The sequence below is a fragment of the Streptomyces sp. NPDC059455 genome, assembly GCF_042750115.1.
GTDB lineage: Bacteria > Actinomycetota > Actinomycetes > Streptomycetales > Streptomycetaceae > Streptomyces > Streptomyces endocoffeicus.
In genome coordinates this window covers 1-18,700 of record NZ_JBHYVB010000024.1, presented here as the reverse complement: position 1 = coordinate 18,700, position 18,700 = coordinate 1, and the positions used below count along the sequence as shown (strand labels likewise).

Below are 18,700 nucleotides of genomic sequence, written 5' to 3'. Positions count from 1 at the left end.
TCGGTCAGTCGGTGTGGGTCAGTCCGTCAGCCGGTCAGGTCCGTGCCATGTCCCCACCCACGCGGGACGGCGGTTGCGGTCGGTTCGCGGCCAACTGGCGGATGATCAGCGGGGTCACCAGGACGACCACCAGCAAGCGCAGACTCTGGACGGTGGAGACCAGGGCCACGTCCGCATGGGAGGAGACGGCCGTGGCGAGGACCGCGTTGATCCCTCCGGGTGTCGTGGCGAGATAGGCGTCGGTGAACGGTGTGCCGGTCAGGCCGGCGAAGACCCACGCCAGCCCGGCGCAGCCGAGGCAGACGACCGTCATGCAGACCAGGATCGGCGGCAGCAGGCGCCGCATGCTGCGGAGCGTCTGGCGGGTGAAACGTACGCCGACGTCCAGGCCGACGAGGACGAAGACGAAGTTCTGCAGCACGCCCACGGGCGCGAAGCCGGGCACGGCGCCGCTGAGAGTGGCGACGAGGGCGACCAGCATGGGGCCGATCAGCATGGGTGTGGGCAGTCGCAGCCGTCGGCCGGCCCAGGAGCCGGCGGCGCAGACGGCCGCGAGGGCGAGCAGGCCGCTGAGCTGGTCCGCCCCCGCCACGAGGTGCGTGAGGCCGGTTCCGGTGATCCCGCCCCCGCCTGGGTGGCCCGATGCGGCCGATGGCCGACCGGAGGTCATCCAGTGGGCGGCCAACGGGGCGGTGGTGGCGACGAGGCCGACGCGCAGGTACTGGGTGAACGCGACGAGCCGTACGTCGGCGTTCAGCTCGTCGGCGCAGGTGACGATCGCGGCGGAACCGCCGGGCACCATACCGAGGACGGCGCTGGGCCGACTGATGCGGCCACGGCGGGCCAGAAGCCAGGCGATCCCGACGCTCAGCGCGATGGTGGCCGCGGTGACCACGGTCATGGGCAGCGCGACGGGGGCGGCGGAGACGAGGGCGGCCGGGGTGAGGTAGCTGCCCATGAGAGCGCCGACCAGAGCCTGTGAGGCGCGGCCCGCCGGCGCCGGCAGCCGGTCGCGGACCACCCCGCACAGCGCCAGGGCGGCGCCGACCAGCAGGGAGGCCAGGAGGTAGGGGGCGGGAACGCCGAAGGCGGAGGCCGTGAGACCCGCCGCGGAACCCCCGGCGATGATCATTGCCCAGCGTCCGACGGGAGCCGGGCGGGAGACGCGGAGCTCGGAGACTTGCGGGGCGGGCTTCGGCGCGGTGCTGGGCGAGCGCTCATGCGTTCGCCGCGGCGCGGAAGTCGGAGCCACGTTGACGCCTTTCGTCGGTTGACGGCATGTCCGTTGAACTCGACGCCTGCGGTGTAAGCAGGCACTTTCCACTGTGCCGTGTACGGCCTGTGCGGGCGCTGAGAACCCTGAGTGAGCGCTGAGGAGACCCTGAGAGCCCGCTGAGAGCGCGCGGCCGACCAGCGCGTCGGCCCCTAGACTCGCAAGGGAGGATCAGCCTTCCGGCGGATCCGACCGATCGGCGCCACGAGGTGATGCGCGTGCGGGTGCTGGTGGTCGAGGACGAGCAGAACATCGCCGCCGCGGTGGACCGTGGGCTGCGCGCCGAGGGGTTCGACGTCGACATCGCCGAGGACGGTGAGAAGGCCCTCCGTCTGGTCAGGCACCACGACTACGCCGTGATCGTGCTCGACCTGATGCTTCCTGGGCGTAACGGCTACGACGTCTGCCGCACGCTGCGCGCCGCGGAGATCGCCACTCCCGTTCTGATCCTGACGGCCAAGGACGGGGAGTACGACGAGGCGGACGCGCTCGATCTGGGTGCCGACGACTATCTGACCAAGCCTTTCTCCTTCGTGGTGCTGCTGGCCCGGATCCGCGCGCTGCTGCGCCGCAGCGCCCCGCAGCGGCCGCCGGTTCTCCGTGCGGGTGATCTCTGGCTGGATCCGGCCGCCCACCGGTGCGGTCGTGGTGAGGAGATCCTCGAGCTGACGCCGCGCGAGTTCGGACTGCTGGAGTTCCTGTTGCGCCACCCCGACACGGTGGTGAGCAAGACCGACCTGCTCGCTCAGGTCTGGGACGCGTGGTTCGAAGGCGACCCGAACATCGTCGAGGTCTACGTCGGCTACCTCCGGCGCAAGATCGACACCCCGTACGGCCGGTCCGTCATCGAGACCGTGCGGGGCGTCGGCTACCGGCTGGACGGGAAGGGCGGCTGAGTGTCCCGGCGCCGTCTCGCCGACCGCCTGTCCTTCGCCCGGGTGCGACGGCTGACGAGAAAGCTGAGCCTGCGTACGCGGGTCACCATATGGGCCACGACGGCCGTCGCCATCGCGACGGTCGCGGCCGGTCTCGGGCTGCTGCTCGGCCTCAAGTATTCGATGTGGCGCGATCTGGACACCACAGGGCGCCAGCGGCTGTCCGACGTCTCGGCTCTCATCAGGCACGACCAGTTGCGTTCCCTCATACCGTCCAACGGAGGGGACGCCGACGTGGTCGAGGTGCTCGACGCCTCGGGGAAGGTACGGGCCAGTTCCGATTACGACACGGGCCCGGGCAGTCCCAGCGGGTTTCCGAACCCCCTTCCCCCGCAGGTCGTCGCGGGCCGTGCCACGACCCTCCACGACCTCAAGATCGGCGACGGAGGGGACTTCCGCGTACTGGCCCGGCCAACCCGGGTGGGGGACCGGCCCGCCACCATCGTCGTGGCGGTGTCCCTGGCCCAGGCCGAGCACACCCTGTCCAGTCTGACCACCGGCCTGGTGATCGGTGTCCCGGCGCTGACGGCGCTGGTGGCGTGGACGATCTCGCTCACCGCCGGCCACACTCTGCGCCCGGTGGAAACCCTGCGCGGCCAGGCCGCGGACATCACCGCGACCGATCTGCACCGCCGCCTGGACCTGCCCGATTGTCAGGACGAGATCCACGCGTTGGGCGTCACCCTCAACGACATGCTCGCCCGCCTCGACGAAGCCTCCGTCGCGCAACGCCGCTTCGTCGCCGACGCCGCGCATGAACTGCGGAGCCCGCTGACCGCGCTGCGCGCCCAGCTGGAGGTCATGTCCAGTTACCCCGATCCGGACCGTGACCCGCAGGTGGCCGCCGCCCTACTGGAAGACGTGGAGCGGCTGCACGACCTCGTCGAGGGCCTCCTCGCGCTGGCCCGCAGCGAGGATCCCGCCCGGCCGCGATCCCAGGCCGCGCGTGTCATCGACCTGGATGAGGTGGTGCTGGCCGAGATCCGTCGGCAGCGCTCCCTGGCCCGGGCGGAGATCGACGCCCGGCGGGTCTCGGGCGGCCGCGTACGGGGCGACGCCGAGGCGCTGCGCTGTGTTGTGCGCAATCTCCTGGACAACGCCCGCCGCCATGCCGAACGGCACGTCCGCGTGGCCCTGGGCGAGAGCGGCGGCACCGTGGAACTCACCGTCAGCGACGACGGATCGGGTATCCCGGCCGCGGAGCGGACCCGGGTCTTCCAGCGTTTCACCCGTCTCGACGAGGCGCGCTCCCGCGAGGCCGGCGGCTCGGGCCTCGGCCTCGCCATCGTCGGCAAGGTCGTCACCGCCCACGGCGGCGTCGCCTACGCCGACCAGGACCCACCCCTCGCCGACGGCGGCCTCGGCGGAGCCCGCCTGGTGGTTCACCTGCCCGCCGCGCCGTCGCCGGATTTGTCCGACGATCCGCCGCCCGCCCCGGACGGCCCCAAACCGGTCTGACCACATACGCCTCGGACAGCGTCCGGCGGTGGCGGCCGTGTTCCTTCCGCATGGGCGAACCACTGATGTTCTCCAGGCTGGAGAAGGGCCGTTGACGTTTGCTGCGGCGAGAGTTGGGCCACGGCAAAACTTGGCGCAAACTACGTAAAACTTACGAAAGGGGCAGGTGCAGTGCCAGCCGGGCTCCCGGGCCGCCGTCCTCCACACATGCGCGGCCGCCGTGATGAGTGGCCACCTCCCGCACGATCGCCAGTCCCAGTCCGGAGCCGCCGGCGTCCCGGCTGCGGGCGTCATCCAGCCGGGTGAAGCGGTCGAAGACCCGGTCACGGTCGGCGGGCGGGATGCCGGCGCCGTCATCGCGGACGCACAGGACCGCCTCGTTTTCCGTGGTGTCGAGGCCGACCTCCACGTGGTGGTGGGCGTACCGGACGGCGTTGTCGAGCAGGTTGCGTATGGCTCGGGACAGCGCGTCGGGGTCTCCGCGCACGCGTGCGGGGCGAACGCGGGCGCGGGCGACGGCCACACCGGGGATGCAGCCGCCCGACCTCTGTCCGCACCAGGTCGTCCAGGTCGATCTCCGTCTCGCGCGGCACGCCTGCGGCGGCGTCCAGACGGGCCAGCCGCACGAGGTCGTCGATGAGCCGGCCGAGCCTGACCGTCTCCTCGAGCAACTCGGGCAGCCGGGCCGAGAAGTCGGCGCGGGGGTGCCGGGTGGCGGTCTCGATTTCGGCCCGCACGGCGGCCACCGGGCTGCGCAGTTCATGCGCGGCGTCCGCCACGAACTGCCGCTGTCGAGCGGTCGCTTCGTCGAGCCTGGCGAGCAGATCGTTGAGGGTGGCGCCGAGGCGCTGTATCTCATCCGTACGCGGCGGCAGGTCGAGCCGCCGGTGCAGGTCGGTGGCGGTGATCTCGGCTGCTTGGCCGCGCAGCCGTTCCACCGGCCCCAGGGCACGGCCGGTGATGTGCCATCCGGCGGCGGCGATCAGGGCAGTAAGGACCGGGAGGCCGAAGGCCAGTTCGACAGTGAGCCGGGCGACGTTGTGTTCGACCGGGGCCGCGGCAAGGCCGACGTACACGGTTTCAGGGGCATGGGCCGGCCCCGCCGACACGGCGGCGACGCGGTACGTTCCCTGGCCGCCCAGGGGAATGCCACGAACGGTGTGGACCGATGGCTCGCTTCCCGGGGCGGCCGCGCTCGCGTGGAACAGCGCCGGTTCTCCGGCTACGTTGGCGGACGCCGCGACCACACGGCCCCCGACACCGGCCTCCTCGTCGACACCCTCATCGACTGCCGCGACGCCGCCCGCACCTACGGCCGGGGCGAGAACGCCGTCGTCGCGGTGCACGGCGCGACCTTCCAGGTACGGACCGGCGACCGCATCGCCATCATGGGCCCCTCCGGATCCGGCAAGTCCACGCTGCTGCACCTGATGGCCGGACTGGAACGGCCCACCAGCGGGAAGATCGGCTGGCCCGCCCTCGGCCGCCCCGCCACGGCCCATGACATCGGCGTCGTCTTCCAGTCCCCGAGTCTGATCCCGGCCCTCGACGTGGTGGAGAAAGCGGCACTGCCGCTGGTCCTGTCGGGTACGGCGGAGCCCGAGGCCCGCCGGCGCGCGCTCTCCGCCCTCGACGCGGTCGGTGTCGCGGACCTCGCGGACAAGCTGCCCGAGGAACTCTCGGGCGGCCAGGCGCAGCGGGTGGCGGTGGCCAGGGTGCTCGCGCTGCGCCCGAAAGTGGTCCTCGCCGACGAACCCACCGGACAGCTCGACCGCGCCACCGGCCGCCATGTGATGGACGTCCTGCTCGACACCGCGGCCGAACTGGGCGCCGCGCTCGTGGTGACCACCCACGATCCCACCGTCGGCGAACGCCTCACCGAGCGCTGGCCCATGCACGAGGGGCGGCTGGCCACCACGGCCCCCGCCCCAGCCGCCTCCACACCGCGCGCCGCGCCGCGGGCGCGGCCGAACGCGGCACAAGGGGAGACATCGTGATCATTACCTGGCTGTCCGGGCTCGTCCGGCGCCGCAGTGGCCGGCTCCTCGCCGCCGCGCTCGGCATCTCGCTCGCCGTGGCGCTGGTCGCCGCGCTCGGCTCCTTTCTGACCGCCTCCAAATCCACCATGACCGACCGCGCGGTGCGCTCGGTCGCGGTCGGCTGGCAGGTCCAGGTCCAGCCGGGCGCCAAACCGGCCTCGGTGCTGCACACCGTACGGTCCGCGCCCGGCACACGCACCGCGCTCCCCGTCGGATTCGCGCACAGCACCGGTTTCCACGCCAGGACCGGCGGATCCACTCAGAGCACCGGCCCGGGGGTCGTGCTCGGTCTGCCGCCCGGCTACCGCTCCGCCTTCCCCGGTGAGATCCGGCAGCTCACGGGCAGCGCCTCCGGGGTGCTCATCGCCCAGCAGACCGCGGCCAATCTGCATGTCGCCCCCGGGGACACCGTCACCATCGGCCGCCCGGGAAGCGGACCGGCCCATGTGAAGGTGGCCGGAGTGGTCGACCTGCCCCAGGCCGACTCCCTCTTCCAGAAGGTCGGCGCCCCTCCCCAGTCCCAGCCCACCGCGCCACCCGACAATGTCATCCTGCTGCCCGCCGCACAGTTCACCAGGACCACGGCGCCCATCAAGGCCGCCGACCCGGCCGCGGTCACCACACAGATCCATGTCGCCCGGGACGCCCGGCTGCCCGCGGACCCCGCCGCCGCGTACACCGCGGTGACCGGTGCCGCACACAACACCGAGGCGCGTACCGCCGGTGGCGGGCTGGTCGGCGACAATCTCGGCGCCGCGCTCGACAGCGCACGCCAGGACGCCCTCTACGCCCAGATCCTCTTCCTCTTCCTCGGCGTGCCCGGGGCGGTGCTGGCCGCCCTGCTGACCGCGACGGTGGCCGGAGCCGGAGCCGACCGGCGACGGCGCGAGCAGGCCCTGCTGCGCACCCGGGGGCTCGGCTTCCGTAAGGTCGTCGGTCTCGCGGTGACCGAATCCGCCGCCGTCGGCGTGGTCGGGGGCCTACTGGGCATCGGTATCGCCGCGGGCGTGGGCCGAGCCGCTTTCGGTACGGCGTCCTTCGGCTCCACCGCGGCATCGGCGGCCGGCTGGTTCGCGCTCGCCCTGCTGCTGGGGCTGGTCATCGCCGCGGCGGCCGTCCTGGTGCCCGCGGTGCGCGATCTGCGGCAGGGCACCGTCGCCGAGGCCCGCCGGGTGGTGGGCCGGGCGGGCACACCGCGCTGGATGAAGTTCTACCCGGACCTCATCCTGCTGGCCGTGTCCTACTTCGTCTTCCGCGCATCCAGCTCCAACAACTACTCCCTGGTCCTGGCCCCGGAAGGCGTCCCCACCATCTCCGTGTCGTACTGGGCCTTCCTGGGGCCGGCCCTGCTCTGGCTCGGCTCCGCCCTTCTGCTGTGGCGGCTGGTGACGCTCGCCCTGGCCCACGGGCGGCGTCCGCTCGCCCGGCTGGTCCGGCCACTGACCGGTGCCATGGCCGGAACCACCGCGGCGAGCCTGTCCCGGCAGCGTCGCCCGCTGGCCCGGGCCATTGTGCTGCTCGCGCTGGCCCTGTCCTTCGCCGTGTCCACAGCGGCGTTCAACTCCACCTACCGGCAGCAGGCCGAGGTCGACGCCCGGCTCACCAACGGCGCCGATGTGACGGTGACCCAGTCACCGGGCTCCCGCACCGGACCCAGCGCGGCCAACCCCCTGGCGGCGATCCCGGGGGTGCGCCACGTGGAACCGCTTCAGCACCGGTTCGCCTACGTCGGAGCGGATTTGCAGGACCTGTACGGGGTCCGGCCGTCCACCGTCACCTCCGCCACCTCCCTCCAGAACGCCTACTTCAGTGGTGGCAGCGCCAAGAGCCTGATGTCCAAACTGGCCACCCGGCCGGACTCCCTCCTGGTCAGCGAAGAGACCGTCAAGGACTTCCAACTGGCCCCCGGCGACACGCTCAAGCTGCGGCTGCAAGACGCCCACACCAAGTCGTTCCACACTGTGCCGTTCCACTACGCGTGCGTCGTCAAGGAATTCCCCACCGCACCGCGCGACAGCTTCTTTGTCGCCAACGCCGGCTACATCGCCAAGACCACCGGTAGCGACGCGGTCGGCACCTTCCTGGTGGACACCGGAGGCGGCAACCAGAAGGCTGTCGCCGCGCGGCTGCGCCACCAGCTCGGCACCTCCGCGAAGGTCACCGACATCACCCAGACCCGGTCTCAGGTCGGGTCCAGCCTCACCTCCGTGGACCTGTCCGGGCTCACCCGGATCGAACTCGCCTTCGCGGTCCTTCTGGCAGCCGGCGCGGGCGGCATCGTCCTCGCTCTCGGCCTCGCCGAACGGCGCCGCACCTTCGCCATCGCCACCGTCCTCGGCGCCACCCGGCGGCAGCTCAGGGGACTGGTCTTCAGCGAGGCCGCCACGCTCACCGCGGCGGGCCTGGCCGGAGGCGCGCTCATCGGCTGGGCCCTGACCCAGATGCTCGTCAAGGTACTCACCGGCGTCTTCGATCCACCACCGGAAGCCGTGGCCGTGCCCTGGCCGTATCTGGCCCTGACTCTGGCGGCGGCCCTCGCGGCCATCGTCGGCGCGGCGCTGAGCGGAGTCCGCAGATCCGCCCGGCCGGCCGTGGCTCAGGCTCCTGCGCCCAATCCCGCGATCGGGTTCTTCAGTGTGCCGATCAGCTGGAGGGCGCCCGCCGGGTCCTGGAGGTCTACCATTTCGCGGTTGTTGCGGAGCTGGAGGCGGTTGAGGCAGGAGAGGGCGAAGTCCTCGGCGAACATGTCGTACTGGGCGAATTTGTCCGCGAGGTGGGGGGCCGAGTCCTGGTAGGACAGGACGCAGTCGGCGACCGTCTGCCAGAAGGTGTCTTCCTCCAGGAGGCCCTCGCTGACGAGGATGCCGTTGAGGAAGCGGAGGAAGCAGTCGAAGACGTCCGTGAAGATCGAGAGGAGTTTCTTGTCCTCGGGGACGTCTACGCGGATGCGTTCCACGGTCGGGGGGAGGACCGCGGTGGGGTCCATGACGGCGATCTCCTCGGCGATGTCCTTGAAGATCACGCGCTGGACGGAGCCGTCCTCGATCACCAGGATGACGTTCTCGCCGTGCGGCATGAAGACCAGGTCGTAGGCGTAGAAGCTGTGCAGCACCGGGGTGAGGTAGGCGTCCAGGTAGCGGCGTAGCCACGTGGCGGGGGTGAGGCCGGATTCCTCGATGAGGGCGCTGACGAGGGAGGCGCCGTCGGGGTCGGTGTGGAGGAGGGACGCCATCGTGGCCAGGCGCTGGCCGGGTTCCAGGGACGGGACGGGGCTCTCGCGCCACAGGGCCGCCAGCATCTTGCGGTACGGCGAGCCCTTCGCCGTGGCCGTCTCGTACTGGCGGTGGTGGTAGCCGATGGCGGCTCGTTCTCGGATGATGGAGAAGCCCTTCGACTGGAAGGTCTCGTCCGAGGCGATCAGAGACGCCAGCCAGTCGTTGATGGCCGGCGTCGCCTCCATGTACGTCGCCGACAGGCCCCGCATGAAGCCCATGTTCAGCACCGACAGCGCGGTCTTCACATAGTGCTTGGACGGGTCGCTGGTGTTGAAGAACGTCCGGATCGACTGCTGGGCCAGGTACTCGTCGTCGCCGGGGCCCAGGCACACCAGGTGCTGCCGGGCGACCTCGGCGGCGAAGCTGACCGACAGCTTGTTCCACCACTGCCAGGGGTGCACCGGCAGCAGGTGGTAGTCGGCCGGGTCCAGGCCGAGGTCGGTGAGGGTCCGCGCGAAGCGGGTCCGGGTTTCCTCGCTCAGTTCGGAGTGGACCAGGGCGTCGTAGTCCAGGTCCGTGGAGGACGTGAAGGTGGAGCGGTCGCGGCGGGCGGCGAGCCAGATCAGGTGGACGGGGCTCGCGGTCTCGGGGGCGTACGAGAGGTATTCGTGGATGCCGAAGCCGAGGCGGCCGTTGTTGGCGACGAAGCAGGGGTGGCCCTCGGTCATTCCCGTCTCGATCTCCTGGAAGCCGGATTTGGCCAGCTGGGCGGCGGCCTCCGGCTCGCCGGCCAGTTTGAAGGCCGTCCCGGAGAGGGTGGAGCTGATCTCCTCGAGGTAGACGGGGAGGACGTCCTCGCTCAGGCCGAGCCGCCCGCGCAGCTCGATGAAGAAGTCCAGTGCGTCCAGGGGGAGTTCGGCGCCGGTCCGGTCGTGGCGGGTGATGCTGTCCGCCTCGACCAGCCAGTGGTCCAGGGAGAGGATCTGGGCGGCGAAGCGGTAGGTCACCGCCTCGTCGTCGCTGGTCACGGCGTAGCGGCCGTCGGGGGCGAGCTCGGGGGCGAGCAGGCGCTCGTGGGTGAACTCGGCGAGGGCCTTGCGGATGAGGAGGCGGCCTGCCCGGTCCCACAGGTCGGGGGTGAGGTGGGCGACGGCGTCGCGGGGGCTCATCGGGTCACTCCTTGGGCGTCGCGGGCCGTCCGGGCGGTCCGGTCGGTCTCTTCTTCGGGCCGGGCGGTCCGGTCGGTCTCTTTTTCGGTCCGGTCGGTCTCTTCGGTCCGTGCGGTCCGGGCGGTCCGTGCGTCCCGTGCGGTCCGTGCGGCATCGGCCGCGAGTGCGGTGCGCGCGGCCTCGAACCGCTCGCGGGTGCAGATGCTGAGGTAGGCGTCCTTCTCGGGTTTGGCGATCTGTTCGACGATCTCGAAGCCGACGGCCGCGTTGAGCGCGTGCACCGCGTCGTTGCGCACATCGGGCTCGACGACCACGCGCCGGACGGCCGGGTCGGAGAAGCAGAACTCCATGACGACGGTGATCACGGCGAGGGTGAAGCCGTGCACCGGGGTGTCGGTCGGCGCGCACAGGAAGTGCATGCCGACGTCGCCGGGCCGGGAGGGGTAGAGACCGGCGAGTTCGACCCGCGACGGGTCGTAGCGCTCGGCCAGGAACGCCGGGCGCCCCTCGTGCAGTCCGATGAACGCCTCGTGGTGCGGATGCTCGTGGATCCTGCGGTACTCGGCGGCGACCTCCGTCTCGTCCGCCTCCCGCATCATCCAGTAGGACGCCTTGGGGTGGATCACCCAGCCGTGCAGCAGCGCGGCGTCGGCCGCCGGGTCCAGGTCGAGCAGGGCGAAGGTGCCCAGGTGCGGGTCCTTGTGCTCGAAGATCGGCGGAGGCGTCATGACACGGCTCCGTCCGGTGCGCCGAACTCCTGGAAGGCGATGGACTTCTCCACCGGATAGTGCTCCCGTCCCAGCAGCTCACGGATGATCCACGAGTTGCGGTAGGGGCCCATGCCCAGGTCCGGGGAGGTCAGGCTGTGGGCGTGGGTGGCGCCGTTCTGGAGGAAGATGCCGCGTCCGGTGGTGTCGACGCTGTAGTTGCGGGCGACGTCGAAGCGGCCGTGGCGGTCCCAGCGGATGCGGTCGCGCACCGGGTCCAGGAAGGCGGGCACCTGGTAGCGGTAGCCGGTGGCCAGGACGAGCCCCTGGGTGGTGAGCGAGAAGTCCCGCTGCTGTTCGGTGTGGCGCAGCCCGAGGGTGTACGTGGCGGACCGCTCGTCGTACGCCGCGTCGGTGAGCGCGGTGTTGGTCAGCAGCCGTGTGGGCACCGGGCCGCTCACGCTCTTCTGGTACAGGAGGTCGAAGATGCCGTTGACGAGGTCGGCGTCGATCCCCTTGAACAGGCCCTTCTGCTCGCTCTCCAGCCGGTAGCGGGTGTCCTCGGGGAGCGCGTGGAAGTAGTCCACGTACTCGGGCGAGGTCATCTCCAGGGTGAGTTTGGTGTACTCCAGCGGGAAGAAGCGCGGGGAGCGGGTCACCCAGTTCAGCCGGTAGCCACAGGAGTCGATGTCGGCGAGCAGGTCCTGGTAGATCTCGGCGGCGCTCTGGCCGCTGCCGACGACGGTGATGGACTCCTTGGACTGCAGCGCCTGCTTGTTCTCCAGGTAGTCCGTGTTGTGCAGCAGATCGCCGCCGAGGCCCCGGCACACCTCGGGCAGGTACGGCGGGGTGCCGGTGCCCAGCACCAGATGGCGGGCGCGGTGCGTGGTGGTCTCGCCGCTCGCGGGACGCAGGGCGCGCACCGTGTAGAGGCCGTCGGCCTCGTCGTACTCGACGCTCGTCACCTGGTGGCCGAAGCGGACGGACGGGAGCTTCGCGGCGGCCCAGCGGCAGTAGTCGTTGTACTCGGCGCGCAGCGGATAGAAGATCTCGCGGATGTAGAAGGAGTACAGCCGCCCCGATTCCTTGAGGTAGCTGAGGAAGGAGTACGGGGAGGTGGGGTCGGCCAGGGTCACCAGGTCGGCCATGAACGGGGTCTGGAGGGTGACGCCGTCCAGCAGCATGCCCGGATGCCAGTCGAAGTCGGGCTTGCTCTCCAGGAACAGCCCGTCGAGTTCGTCGATCGGCTCGGTGAGGCAGGCGAGGCCCAGGTTGTAGGGGCCGAGCCCGACCGCGATGAAGTCGTGGGTGTGCGGGGTGGGCACGAGGTTCTCCGGCGGGGTGAAGGGGCTCAACTGGCGCGCGAGTGGCGGGGGCCGCCGAACTCGGGCTCGATCTCGGGCTCGATGTGGAGGGCCAGGTACTGACCGGCGTGTTCGGCCAGCAGGTCGAGGACATACGCGATGTCGCTCAGCGAGGTCTCCGGGTTGAGCAGGGTGAACTTGAGGTGGTGACGGCCGTCGACGACCGTTCCGGCGACGACCGCCGCACCGGAGGCGGCCAGCGCGTCCCGGGCGTGCAGATTGGCGCGGTCGACGAGGTCCGGGTCGCACGGCCCGTCGCACGGCCGGTCACACGGCCCGTCGGACGGCGGTACGTAGCGGAAGACCAGCGTGGACAGCTGGGGCTCGGTGACCACCTCGTAGCGCGGATCGGTGTCCAGCAGGGCCCATGCCTCGGCGGCCCGCTCCACCACCTCGTCGAAGAGTGCCCCGAGGGCGTCCGAGCCCATGATCCGCAGCGTCAGCCAGAGCTTGAGCGCGTCGAAGCGGCGGGTGGTCTGGATGGATTTGTCGACCTGGTTGGGGATGAGCTTCTCGACGCTGCGTTCGGGGTTGAGGTAGTCCGCGTGGTACGTGGCGTGGCTCAGCGTGGCGCGGTCGCGGACCAGGACGGCGCTGGAGCTGACCGGCTGGAAGAAGGACTTGTGGTAGTCCACGGTCACCGAGTCGGCGCGCTCGATGCCGTCCAGCAGGTGGCGGCGGGTCGGGGAGGCCAGCAGTCCACAGCCGTACGCGGCGTCCACGTGCAGCCAGGTGCCGTGCCGGGCGCACAGCTCGGCGATCTCGGGCAGCGGGTCGATGGAGCCGAAGTCGGTGGTGCCCGCGGTGGCCACGACGGCCATGACGATCAGGCCCTCGCGGCGGCAGCGGTCCAGCTCATGGGCGAGGGAGACGGTCCGCATCCGGCGGTCCTGGTCGCAGGGGACCGGGATGACGGCCTCGTAGCCGAGCCCCAGGATGGCGGCGGCCTTCTGGATGGAGAAGTGGCTGACCTGGGAGGTGAGGATGCGCAGCCGGGGCAGGACCGCGGATTTGGCGATCGTCTCGCCGGCGGCGATGGCCTCCTTCTCGACCAGGGTGCACGCCTCGTCGCGGGCGAGCAGCATCGCCTGGAGATTGGACTGGGTGCCGCCGCTGGTGAAGATGCCGTCCGCGGCCTCGCCGAGGCCGATGCGCTCGGCGGTCCAGTCGATCAGCCGGCGCTCGATCAGGGTGCCGCCGGCGCTCTGGTCCCAGGTGTCGAGCGAGGAGTTGACGGCGGAGAGGACGGCCTCGCCCAGCAGTGCGGGGATCACCACCGGGCAGTTGAGGTGGGCCAGGTAGCGCGGGTGGTGGAAGTAGACGGCGTCCTTGAGATAGACGCTCTCCAGCTCCTTGAGCGCGGCATCCGGATCGCCGAGCGGGCGCTCCAGGTCGATTCCGGAGATCTCGGGGGCGAGCTCGGCGGGGGTGATGCCGGTGAAGGGGCGCTCGGCGCGGGCGACGGTGGCGGCCACCAGGCCGACGCCGTCGGTCACGGAGCGCCGATACCGTTCCGCCGTACGGCCGTTGAAGAGGTGGGCCCTGCCATCCGCCGCCCCGGGTATCGGCTCCGGCGACGGGTCCTCAGCGGTCTGCGCGAGGAAACTCACGGTCTGTCCCTTCTGGAAACGAGCATGCGGGCGTGCGGACGGCGCGGCGGGCATGCGGCTGGGTGGGGGAGGGGCGGCCTGCGGCCTGCGGCTTGACGGCTTGACAGCCTGGTGGCCTGACGTCCTGGTAGGCGCGCGGGGGCGCTGGACGCGGCGGGAGGGCGCGCGGGGGCGCTGGAGGTGGCGGCAGGGCGTGCGGGGGCGCGCCGAGCGGTCGGCCGCCTGGCGTCCAGCGGTCGGTCGGCCGCCTGGCGTCCAGCGGTCGGTCGGCCGCCTGGCGTCCAGCGGTCGGTCGGCCGCGGCCCTTCAGATGGATTCGGTTGTGCGCCGCGGTTGTGGATTCAGCTGTGGGGATGGAGAGCGGGTACGGCGACGGGGGTCAGTCGTCGGTCGCGGGGCCGGTGCCCGACACGGCCTCCTCGACGAGCTGCTCCTCACAGGCGCCCAGCCGCCAGTATCCGGTGAAGGTGACGGCCTTACGGTCGAAGCCGCGCTCGCGCACCAGGTGGCGGCGCAGCGCCTTGACCGTTCCCGCCTCGCCCGCGATCCAGGCGTACGGCGTGCCGTGGGGCAGCTCGGTGGCGCCCAGCGCGTTCAGCAGCAGGGCGGAGCGCGGGGTGCCGGGGGGCACGGCGTCCCGGACCAGCCAGGTGATCTCGGCTTTCGCCGCGGTGCGCAGCTCCTGGATGTCCTCGGCGTGCTGGACCTCGAGCCACACCTTGACGGGGAAGTCGGCGGGCAGCCATTCGAGGATGCCCGCGATGGCGGGCAGCGCGGTCTCGTCGCCGGTGATCAGCACCCAGTCGGTCCTGGACGGTGGCCGGAAGTCCACCCCGCCGTTGTCCTCCACGACCGGGCCCAGCAGGGTGACGCGGTCGCCGGCCTCGGCGCGCGCGGCCCAGCGGGCGGCCGGGCCGCTGTCGTGGTGGAGCGCGAAGTCCACGTCGATCTCGTCGGGGTCGCGGCGCTGTTGGCGCACCGTGTACGAGCGCATGATGCCGCGTTCGGCCGGGTCCATCGCCCGCCAGGAGGTGAACCAGCCGTCCCCGGCCTCGACCGGCACCACCGGGGCGGTCTGGCCGGGGTGCGGCAGGAAGAGTTTGAAGCGCTGGTCGCGGCCTCCGCTGGTGAAGCCCTTCAGACAGGCGCCGCCGAAGGTGATCCGCGCCATGGACGGTCCGAGCGAGCGGGTCCGTACGACCCGGGCGTCGAAGAACCGGAACGGGATGGCGGTGGTGGTGGCGGTTTTGATGGCTGCGGTGGTCATGGGAGGGGGGTCTTCCCTTCGCTTGCCGTGGGGAGGCCGGGGGCCAGCCGGTCGACTGGCCGTCAGCTGGCCGTCAGCTGACCTTCTTCGCGTCCTGGATGGCCTTGGTGAGGGATTCGACGAGCGGGGCGGCGCCGGCGTACGAGAAGCGCGGCTCGCTGCTCCAGGGGGTGATCTGACCGGCCTTGACCGCGGCCAGCTTGGACCAGGTCGGCTTGGAGGTCAGGGCCTCGGGCTGGAGGGTCGCGGTGCGGTTGTCGAGGAAGAGCACATCGGCGTCGTACTTGTCGGCGTTCTCCCAGCTGAGGCTCTCGAAGTAGCCGCCCTTGTCGGGCTTTTCGGGGACGACGAAGTCGACGCCGAGCTCGCTGAAGTAGATCAGGTCGGCATTGATCTTCGGGTTGGAGACATAGAAGAGATCGGCGCTGGCGGAGCAGGCCATGACCTTGATCTTGTGCGATTTGACGGTTTTGCGGAGGGTCTCGGCGGCCTTCTCGAACCGCGCCTTGGCGTCGGTGACCTTCTTGGCCTTCGGGTCGGCCCCGAGCGCCTCGGCGAGCGCGGCGTAGCGCTTGATGGGCTCGAGCATGGAGACCCGGCCGGTGGTGATGGTGGCGCTGGGGGCCAGCTGCAGGATCTTCTTCTTGCTGTCGTCCGGGATGTAGAAGAGCGCGCCCGGGTCGTACATGTTGGTGATCAGCAGATCGGGGCTGAGTGAGGCGTACTTCTCGACGTTGAACTGTCCCCAGGTGTTGCCCAGGGAGGTGGCCTGGTCGATGGGGAAGTCGCCCGCCTGGACGTCCGGCTTGCCGTTCTTCAGCGTGGTCGGGCCGAAGACGCCCGTGATCTGCTTCTCGATGCCGAAGTCGTAGAGCGCGGCCGCCGCGGCGATGTAGGCGACGATGTGCCGCGGCGGGCTGTCGAGGCTGATCTTCTTCTTGCGGTCATCGGTGAACGACCAGGAGCCGCCGCCGTTGTCACCGCCGGAGCCCGAACCGCCGTTGTCCCCGCATGCGGTGACCAGGGCTCCGAGTCCAAGGGCGCCGCCCGCGGTGAGCAGTCCGCGGCGGGAGAGGGGGAGTGCTCTGGCCTGGTGCATGAAGGTGCTCTCTCTCGATGCATACGGGGACGTGGTCACGGGACGGCAACCCGAGGACGTAGTTAGGTTAGCCTAACCAACCTACTTGTCCAGTGGGTGGGGTCGTTCCGAACCTCACATCGAGGGGCCCATACGGCCGTTCAGGGCGGATTCACAGGTCCAGCACCAATCGCGGGCCATGGCAGCGTGAGACGCAGATCATCATCGTCTCGCCCGAGGCCCGCTCCTCGTCGGTGAGCACGGAGTCGTGGTGGTCCACCTCCCCCTCGACAACATCCGTCTCACACGTCCCACAGGTGCCCTCTTCGCAGGAGTACAAAACCGGTACCCCGGCCGCCTCGACCGTGCGCAGCACGCTGCGCTCCGGCTCCACGGTGAGCGTCAGCCCGGAGCGGGTGAGCACCAACTCGAAGGCCCGGCCTCCCGATTCACCGCCCGCGTCGTCCGTACGGGGCTGGAACCGCTCGGTGCGCAGGGACCCCTCCGGCCAGCCGCGGCACGCCTCCTCGGCGACCTGGAGCAGCGGCTCGGGGCCGCAGCAGTAGACCAGGGTGCCGGGACCGGCCGGGGCGGTGAGATACGGCACGAGGTCGAGCAGCCCCTCCTCGTCCTGCGGCACCAGGCGCACCTTGTCGCCGTGACGGTCGGCGAGCTCGTCCGCGAAGGCCATCGAGGCGCGGGTGCGCCCGCCGTAGAGCAGCCGCCAGTCGGCGCCCGCGGCCTCGGCGGCTGCCGTCATGGGGAGGAGGGGCGTGATGCCGATGCCGCCCGCGATGAACAGATAACGGGCCGCCGGGCGCAGCGCGAAGTGGTTGCGCGGCCCGCGCACCCGCACCGTGCTGCCCTCGGTGACGGTGTCGTGCACCCGGGCGGAGCCGCCGCGCCCGGCGGGGGCGCGGAGCACCGCGATCCGCCAGGAGGCGCGGTCGGCGGGGTCGCCGCACAGCGAGTACTGCCGGGTCAGCCCCGTGTCGAGGACCAGGTCGATATGGGCGCCGGGCTCCCAGGCGGGGAGGTCACGGCCCGCCGGGTGGCGCAGCGTCAGCGCCACCACGTCCGAGGCCACCTCCTCCCTGCGGGCCACCAGCAGGGTGTCCTCGTACTCGCCGCCGGGGTTCATGAACGGGGCTCCTTCCGGTGGCCGGTGGGCTGGTGTTCAGAGGGACCGGCGGGATGGTGCCCGCTGGGATGGTGCCCACTGGGATGGGCGAGCATCCACTGCCACAGTTCGACCGGGTCCTCCGCGGTGCGCTCGGCGCCGCAGTGGCAGACCCCGTGCAGCACATCGGTGCCGGGCAGCCAGTCGATCCGGTACACCTCCGCCGTGGGCGTGCCGCTCACGGGGACGCCACCACGGGCGCGGTCTTCTCCCCTTCGGCGGCGAGGCGGGCGAGGATGCGGCGCGCGGCCAGTCCGCCGGTGTCGATGTTGATGCTGAGCTCCTGGTAGCCCTCGCGCTCGGTGTCCAGCGCCTTCTGGAGCACGTTCAGTGCCGCCACGTCCTGGAGCACCACGGTCCGGTTGAGGTCGTGGAGGAACGTGGACACCTCCTCGTCGCCCTGCGCGAAGTCCCGTGAGACGGCCCAGAAGTCGTACACATGGCGGTCGGTGGACGGGGTGATGGCGTAGGTGATCTCCACATGGAAGGCGTTCGGATCGGAGCCGTCCGGTTCCGGGAGTACCCCGACCGGGGCGATCCGGCTGTGCAGCAGATACAGACAGGGCGCGTGGTACTCGATGTCCTGCCAGCGGGTGATGCGGCCCTCGATGCCGGTGGAACGGGCGTAGAAGGGCGGGCACTCGGCGTCGTCCATGTGTCGGCTGACCCGGACGACGCCCGCGCCCTCGTCGACCTCCGTGGTGATCGGGGTCTCGGCGACCTCGGGGGTGCCGATGTAGCCGCCGTGCAGATACGTCTCGTGGGAGAGGTCCAGCAGATTGTCCACGAGCAGTCCGTAGTCGGCGTCGATCGGCTCCATGCCGCCCACCGTCGTCCAGCGCGGATCGGCCAGCCAGGGGGCGCGCGGCACCGTGCCGGGGTCGGCGAGCGCCGGGTCCCCGATCCACACCCACACCAGCGAGTCCTGCTCGACCACGGGGTAGGAGCGGACCCGGGCGGTGCGCGGGACGCGCTTCTGGCCCGGTACGAACACACAGGTGCCGCCGGTGTCGTAGGTGAAGCCGTGGTAGCCGCAGACGACCGTGTCACCGTCGAGCCGACCGGCGGTGAGCGGATAGCGGCGGTGCACACAGCGGTCGGCGAGTGCGATGACCTTGTCGTCGGACTCGGCGCGGTAGAAGGCGATGGGCTCGTCGAGGATGGTGCGCCCCAGCAGCTCGCGGCCGATTTCGCGGCCGTAGGCGGCGACGTACCACTGGTTTTTCGCGAAGGCGGTCATGCGTGCCAGCGTGGTGACGCCCGTCACGCACGGGCAACGGCCCTTCCACTGAGTGGAAGGGGCGCGCGGGGGGGGGGGGCCGCGGTGTGGTGGCGCCCCCCGCGCGGGGTCGCGGTTAAAAATACCAGCGGCCAGATCATCGGCATCAACTCCGCGATGTACTCC

General features: G+C 71.1%; 13 protein-coding genes and 3 pseudogenes. 4 read left to right on the top strand and 12 right to left on the bottom strand.

The features are described 5' to 3' along the window. Positions 1–34: 34 nt before the first annotated feature. Entirely contained in the window at positions 35–1,252 is a 1,218-nt protein-coding gene (locus ACFXB5_RS11435) for an AbrB family transcriptional regulator (protein ID WP_385205495.1), read from the bottom strand. Positions 1,253–1,491: 239 nt separating this feature from the next. Between ACFXB5_RS11435 and ACFXB5_RS11430 the strand changes: the two genes are divergently transcribed. Together ACFXB5_RS11430 and ACFXB5_RS11425 are read left to right on the top strand one after the other, a co-directional pair. Next, the gene (locus ACFXB5_RS11430) at positions 1,492–2,169 is read left to right on the top strand and encodes a response regulator transcription factor (protein ID WP_385205492.1); all 678 of its coding nucleotides are present in this window, start codon (positions 1,492–1,494) and stop codon (positions 2,167–2,169) included. Further along, positions 2,170–3,666, top strand: a complete 1,497-nt coding sequence (locus tag ACFXB5_RS11425) for an ATP-binding protein (protein WP_385205489.1) — start codon at positions 2,170–2,172, stop codon at positions 3,664–3,666. Between the two features lie 151 nt (positions 3,667–3,817). Here the strand turns inward: ACFXB5_RS11425 and ACFXB5_RS11420 are convergent, their stop codons facing one another. Further along, positions 3,818–4,153 (bottom strand): sensor histidine kinase, encoded by a 336-nt coding sequence (locus ACFXB5_RS11420; RefSeq protein ID WP_385205486.1) that lies wholly within the window; start codon positions 4,151–4,153, stop codon positions 3,818–3,820. A 175-nt stretch (positions 4,154–4,328) separates the two neighbouring features. Beyond that, positions 4,329–4,604 (bottom strand): annotated as a pseudogene (locus ACFXB5_RS11415) (histidine kinase dimerization/phospho-acceptor domain-containing protein); the annotation flags it as partial. A 150-nt stretch (positions 4,605–4,754) separates the two neighbouring features. On the opposite strand from ACFXB5_RS11415, the gene ACFXB5_RS11410 reads away from it, so the two are divergent. Both ACFXB5_RS11410 and ACFXB5_RS11405 read left to right on the top strand, forming a co-directional pair. Next, positions 4,755–5,663: an ABC transporter ATP-binding protein gene (locus ACFXB5_RS11410; RefSeq protein WP_385205483.1), complete on the top strand. Its 909-nt coding sequence runs from the start codon at positions 4,755–4,757 to the stop codon at positions 5,661–5,663. Then, positions 5,660–8,272: pseudogene (locus ACFXB5_RS11405) on the top strand (FtsX-like permease family protein); the annotation flags it as partial. The gene ACFXB5_RS11410 and the pseudogene ACFXB5_RS11405, both read left to right, overlap by 4 nt. Positions 8,273–8,301: 29 nt before the next feature. Here ACFXB5_RS11405 and ACFXB5_RS11400 read toward each other — a convergent pair. The 9 genes and pseudogenes from ACFXB5_RS11400 to ACFXB5_RS11360 form a co-directional block, all read right to left on the bottom strand. Then, complete coding sequence (locus ACFXB5_RS11400) at positions 8,302–10,089, bottom strand: IucA/IucC family protein (RefSeq protein WP_385205481.1); 1,788 nt, start codon at positions 10,087–10,089, stop codon at positions 8,302–8,304. A 173-nt stretch (positions 10,090–10,262) separates the two neighbouring features. Then, positions 10,263–10,817, bottom strand: a pseudogene (locus tag ACFXB5_RS11395) (GNAT family N-acetyltransferase); the annotation flags it as partial. Then, positions 10,814–12,121 (bottom strand): lysine N(6)-hydroxylase/L-ornithine N(5)-oxygenase family protein, encoded by a 1,308-nt coding sequence (locus ACFXB5_RS11390; RefSeq protein ID WP_385205478.1) that lies wholly within the window; start codon positions 12,119–12,121, stop codon positions 10,814–10,816. The gene ACFXB5_RS11390 and the pseudogene ACFXB5_RS11395, both read right to left, overlap by 4 nt. Before the next feature lie 26 nt (positions 12,122–12,147). Beyond that, positions 12,148–13,770, bottom strand: a complete 1,623-nt coding sequence (locus ACFXB5_RS11385) for a pyridoxal phosphate-dependent decarboxylase family protein (protein WP_385205475.1) — start codon at positions 13,768–13,770, stop codon at positions 12,148–12,150. Between the two features lie 379 nt (positions 13,771–14,149). Beyond that, complete coding sequence (locus ACFXB5_RS11380) at positions 14,150–15,037, bottom strand: siderophore-interacting protein (RefSeq protein ID WP_385205473.1); 888 nt, start codon at positions 15,035–15,037, stop codon at positions 14,150–14,152. A gap of 73 nt (positions 15,038–15,110) precedes the next feature. Beyond that, positions 15,111–16,136: an ABC transporter substrate-binding protein gene (locus ACFXB5_RS11375; RefSeq protein WP_385205470.1), complete on the bottom strand. Its 1,026-nt coding sequence runs from the start codon at positions 16,134–16,136 to the stop codon at positions 15,111–15,113. A 151-nt stretch (positions 16,137–16,287) separates the two neighbouring features. Beyond that, a complete protein-coding gene (locus ACFXB5_RS11370; RefSeq protein ID WP_385205467.1) occupies positions 16,288–17,256 on the bottom strand; it encodes a PDR/VanB family oxidoreductase in 969 nt (322 codons plus the stop codon). Then, the gene (locus ACFXB5_RS11365) at positions 17,253–17,477 is read right to left on the bottom strand and encodes a hypothetical protein (protein ID WP_385205464.1); all 225 of its coding nucleotides are present in this window, start codon (positions 17,475–17,477) and stop codon (positions 17,253–17,255) included. The genes ACFXB5_RS11370 and ACFXB5_RS11365 overlap by 4 nt, the downstream gene beginning before the upstream one ends. Then, a complete protein-coding gene (locus ACFXB5_RS11360) occupies positions 17,474–18,535 on the bottom strand; it encodes a Rieske 2Fe-2S domain-containing protein (protein WP_385205462.1) in 1,062 nt (353 codons plus the stop codon). The genes ACFXB5_RS11365 and ACFXB5_RS11360 overlap by 4 nt, the downstream gene beginning before the upstream one ends. Positions 18,536–18,700: the final 165 nt, after the last annotated feature.

Excerpts from the sequence above, each read along its gene's own strand:
- ACFXB5_RS11360 (WP_385205462.1), bottom strand. The coding sequence starts at position 18,535 with ATGACCGCCTTCGCGAAAAACCAGTGGTACGTCGCCGCCTACGGCCGC.
- ACFXB5_RS11370 (WP_385205467.1), bottom strand. The coding sequence starts at position 17,256 with ATGAACCCCGGCGGCGAGTACGAGGACACCCTGCTGGTGGCCCGCAGG.
- ACFXB5_RS11375 (WP_385205470.1), bottom strand. The coding sequence starts at position 16,136 with ATGCACCAGGCCAGAGCACTCCCCCTCTCCCGCCGCGGACTGCTCACC.
- ACFXB5_RS11410 (WP_385205483.1), top strand. The coding sequence starts at position 4,755 with ATGGGCCGGCCCCGCCGACACGGCGGCGACGCGGTACGTTCCCTGGCC.
- ACFXB5_RS11400 (WP_385205481.1), bottom strand. The coding sequence starts at position 10,089 with ATGAGCCCCCGCGACGCCGTCGCCCACCTCACCCCCGACCTGTGGGAC.
- ACFXB5_RS11380 (WP_385205473.1), bottom strand. The coding sequence starts at position 15,037 with ATGACCACCGCAGCCATCAAAACCGCCACCACCACCGCCATCCCGTTC.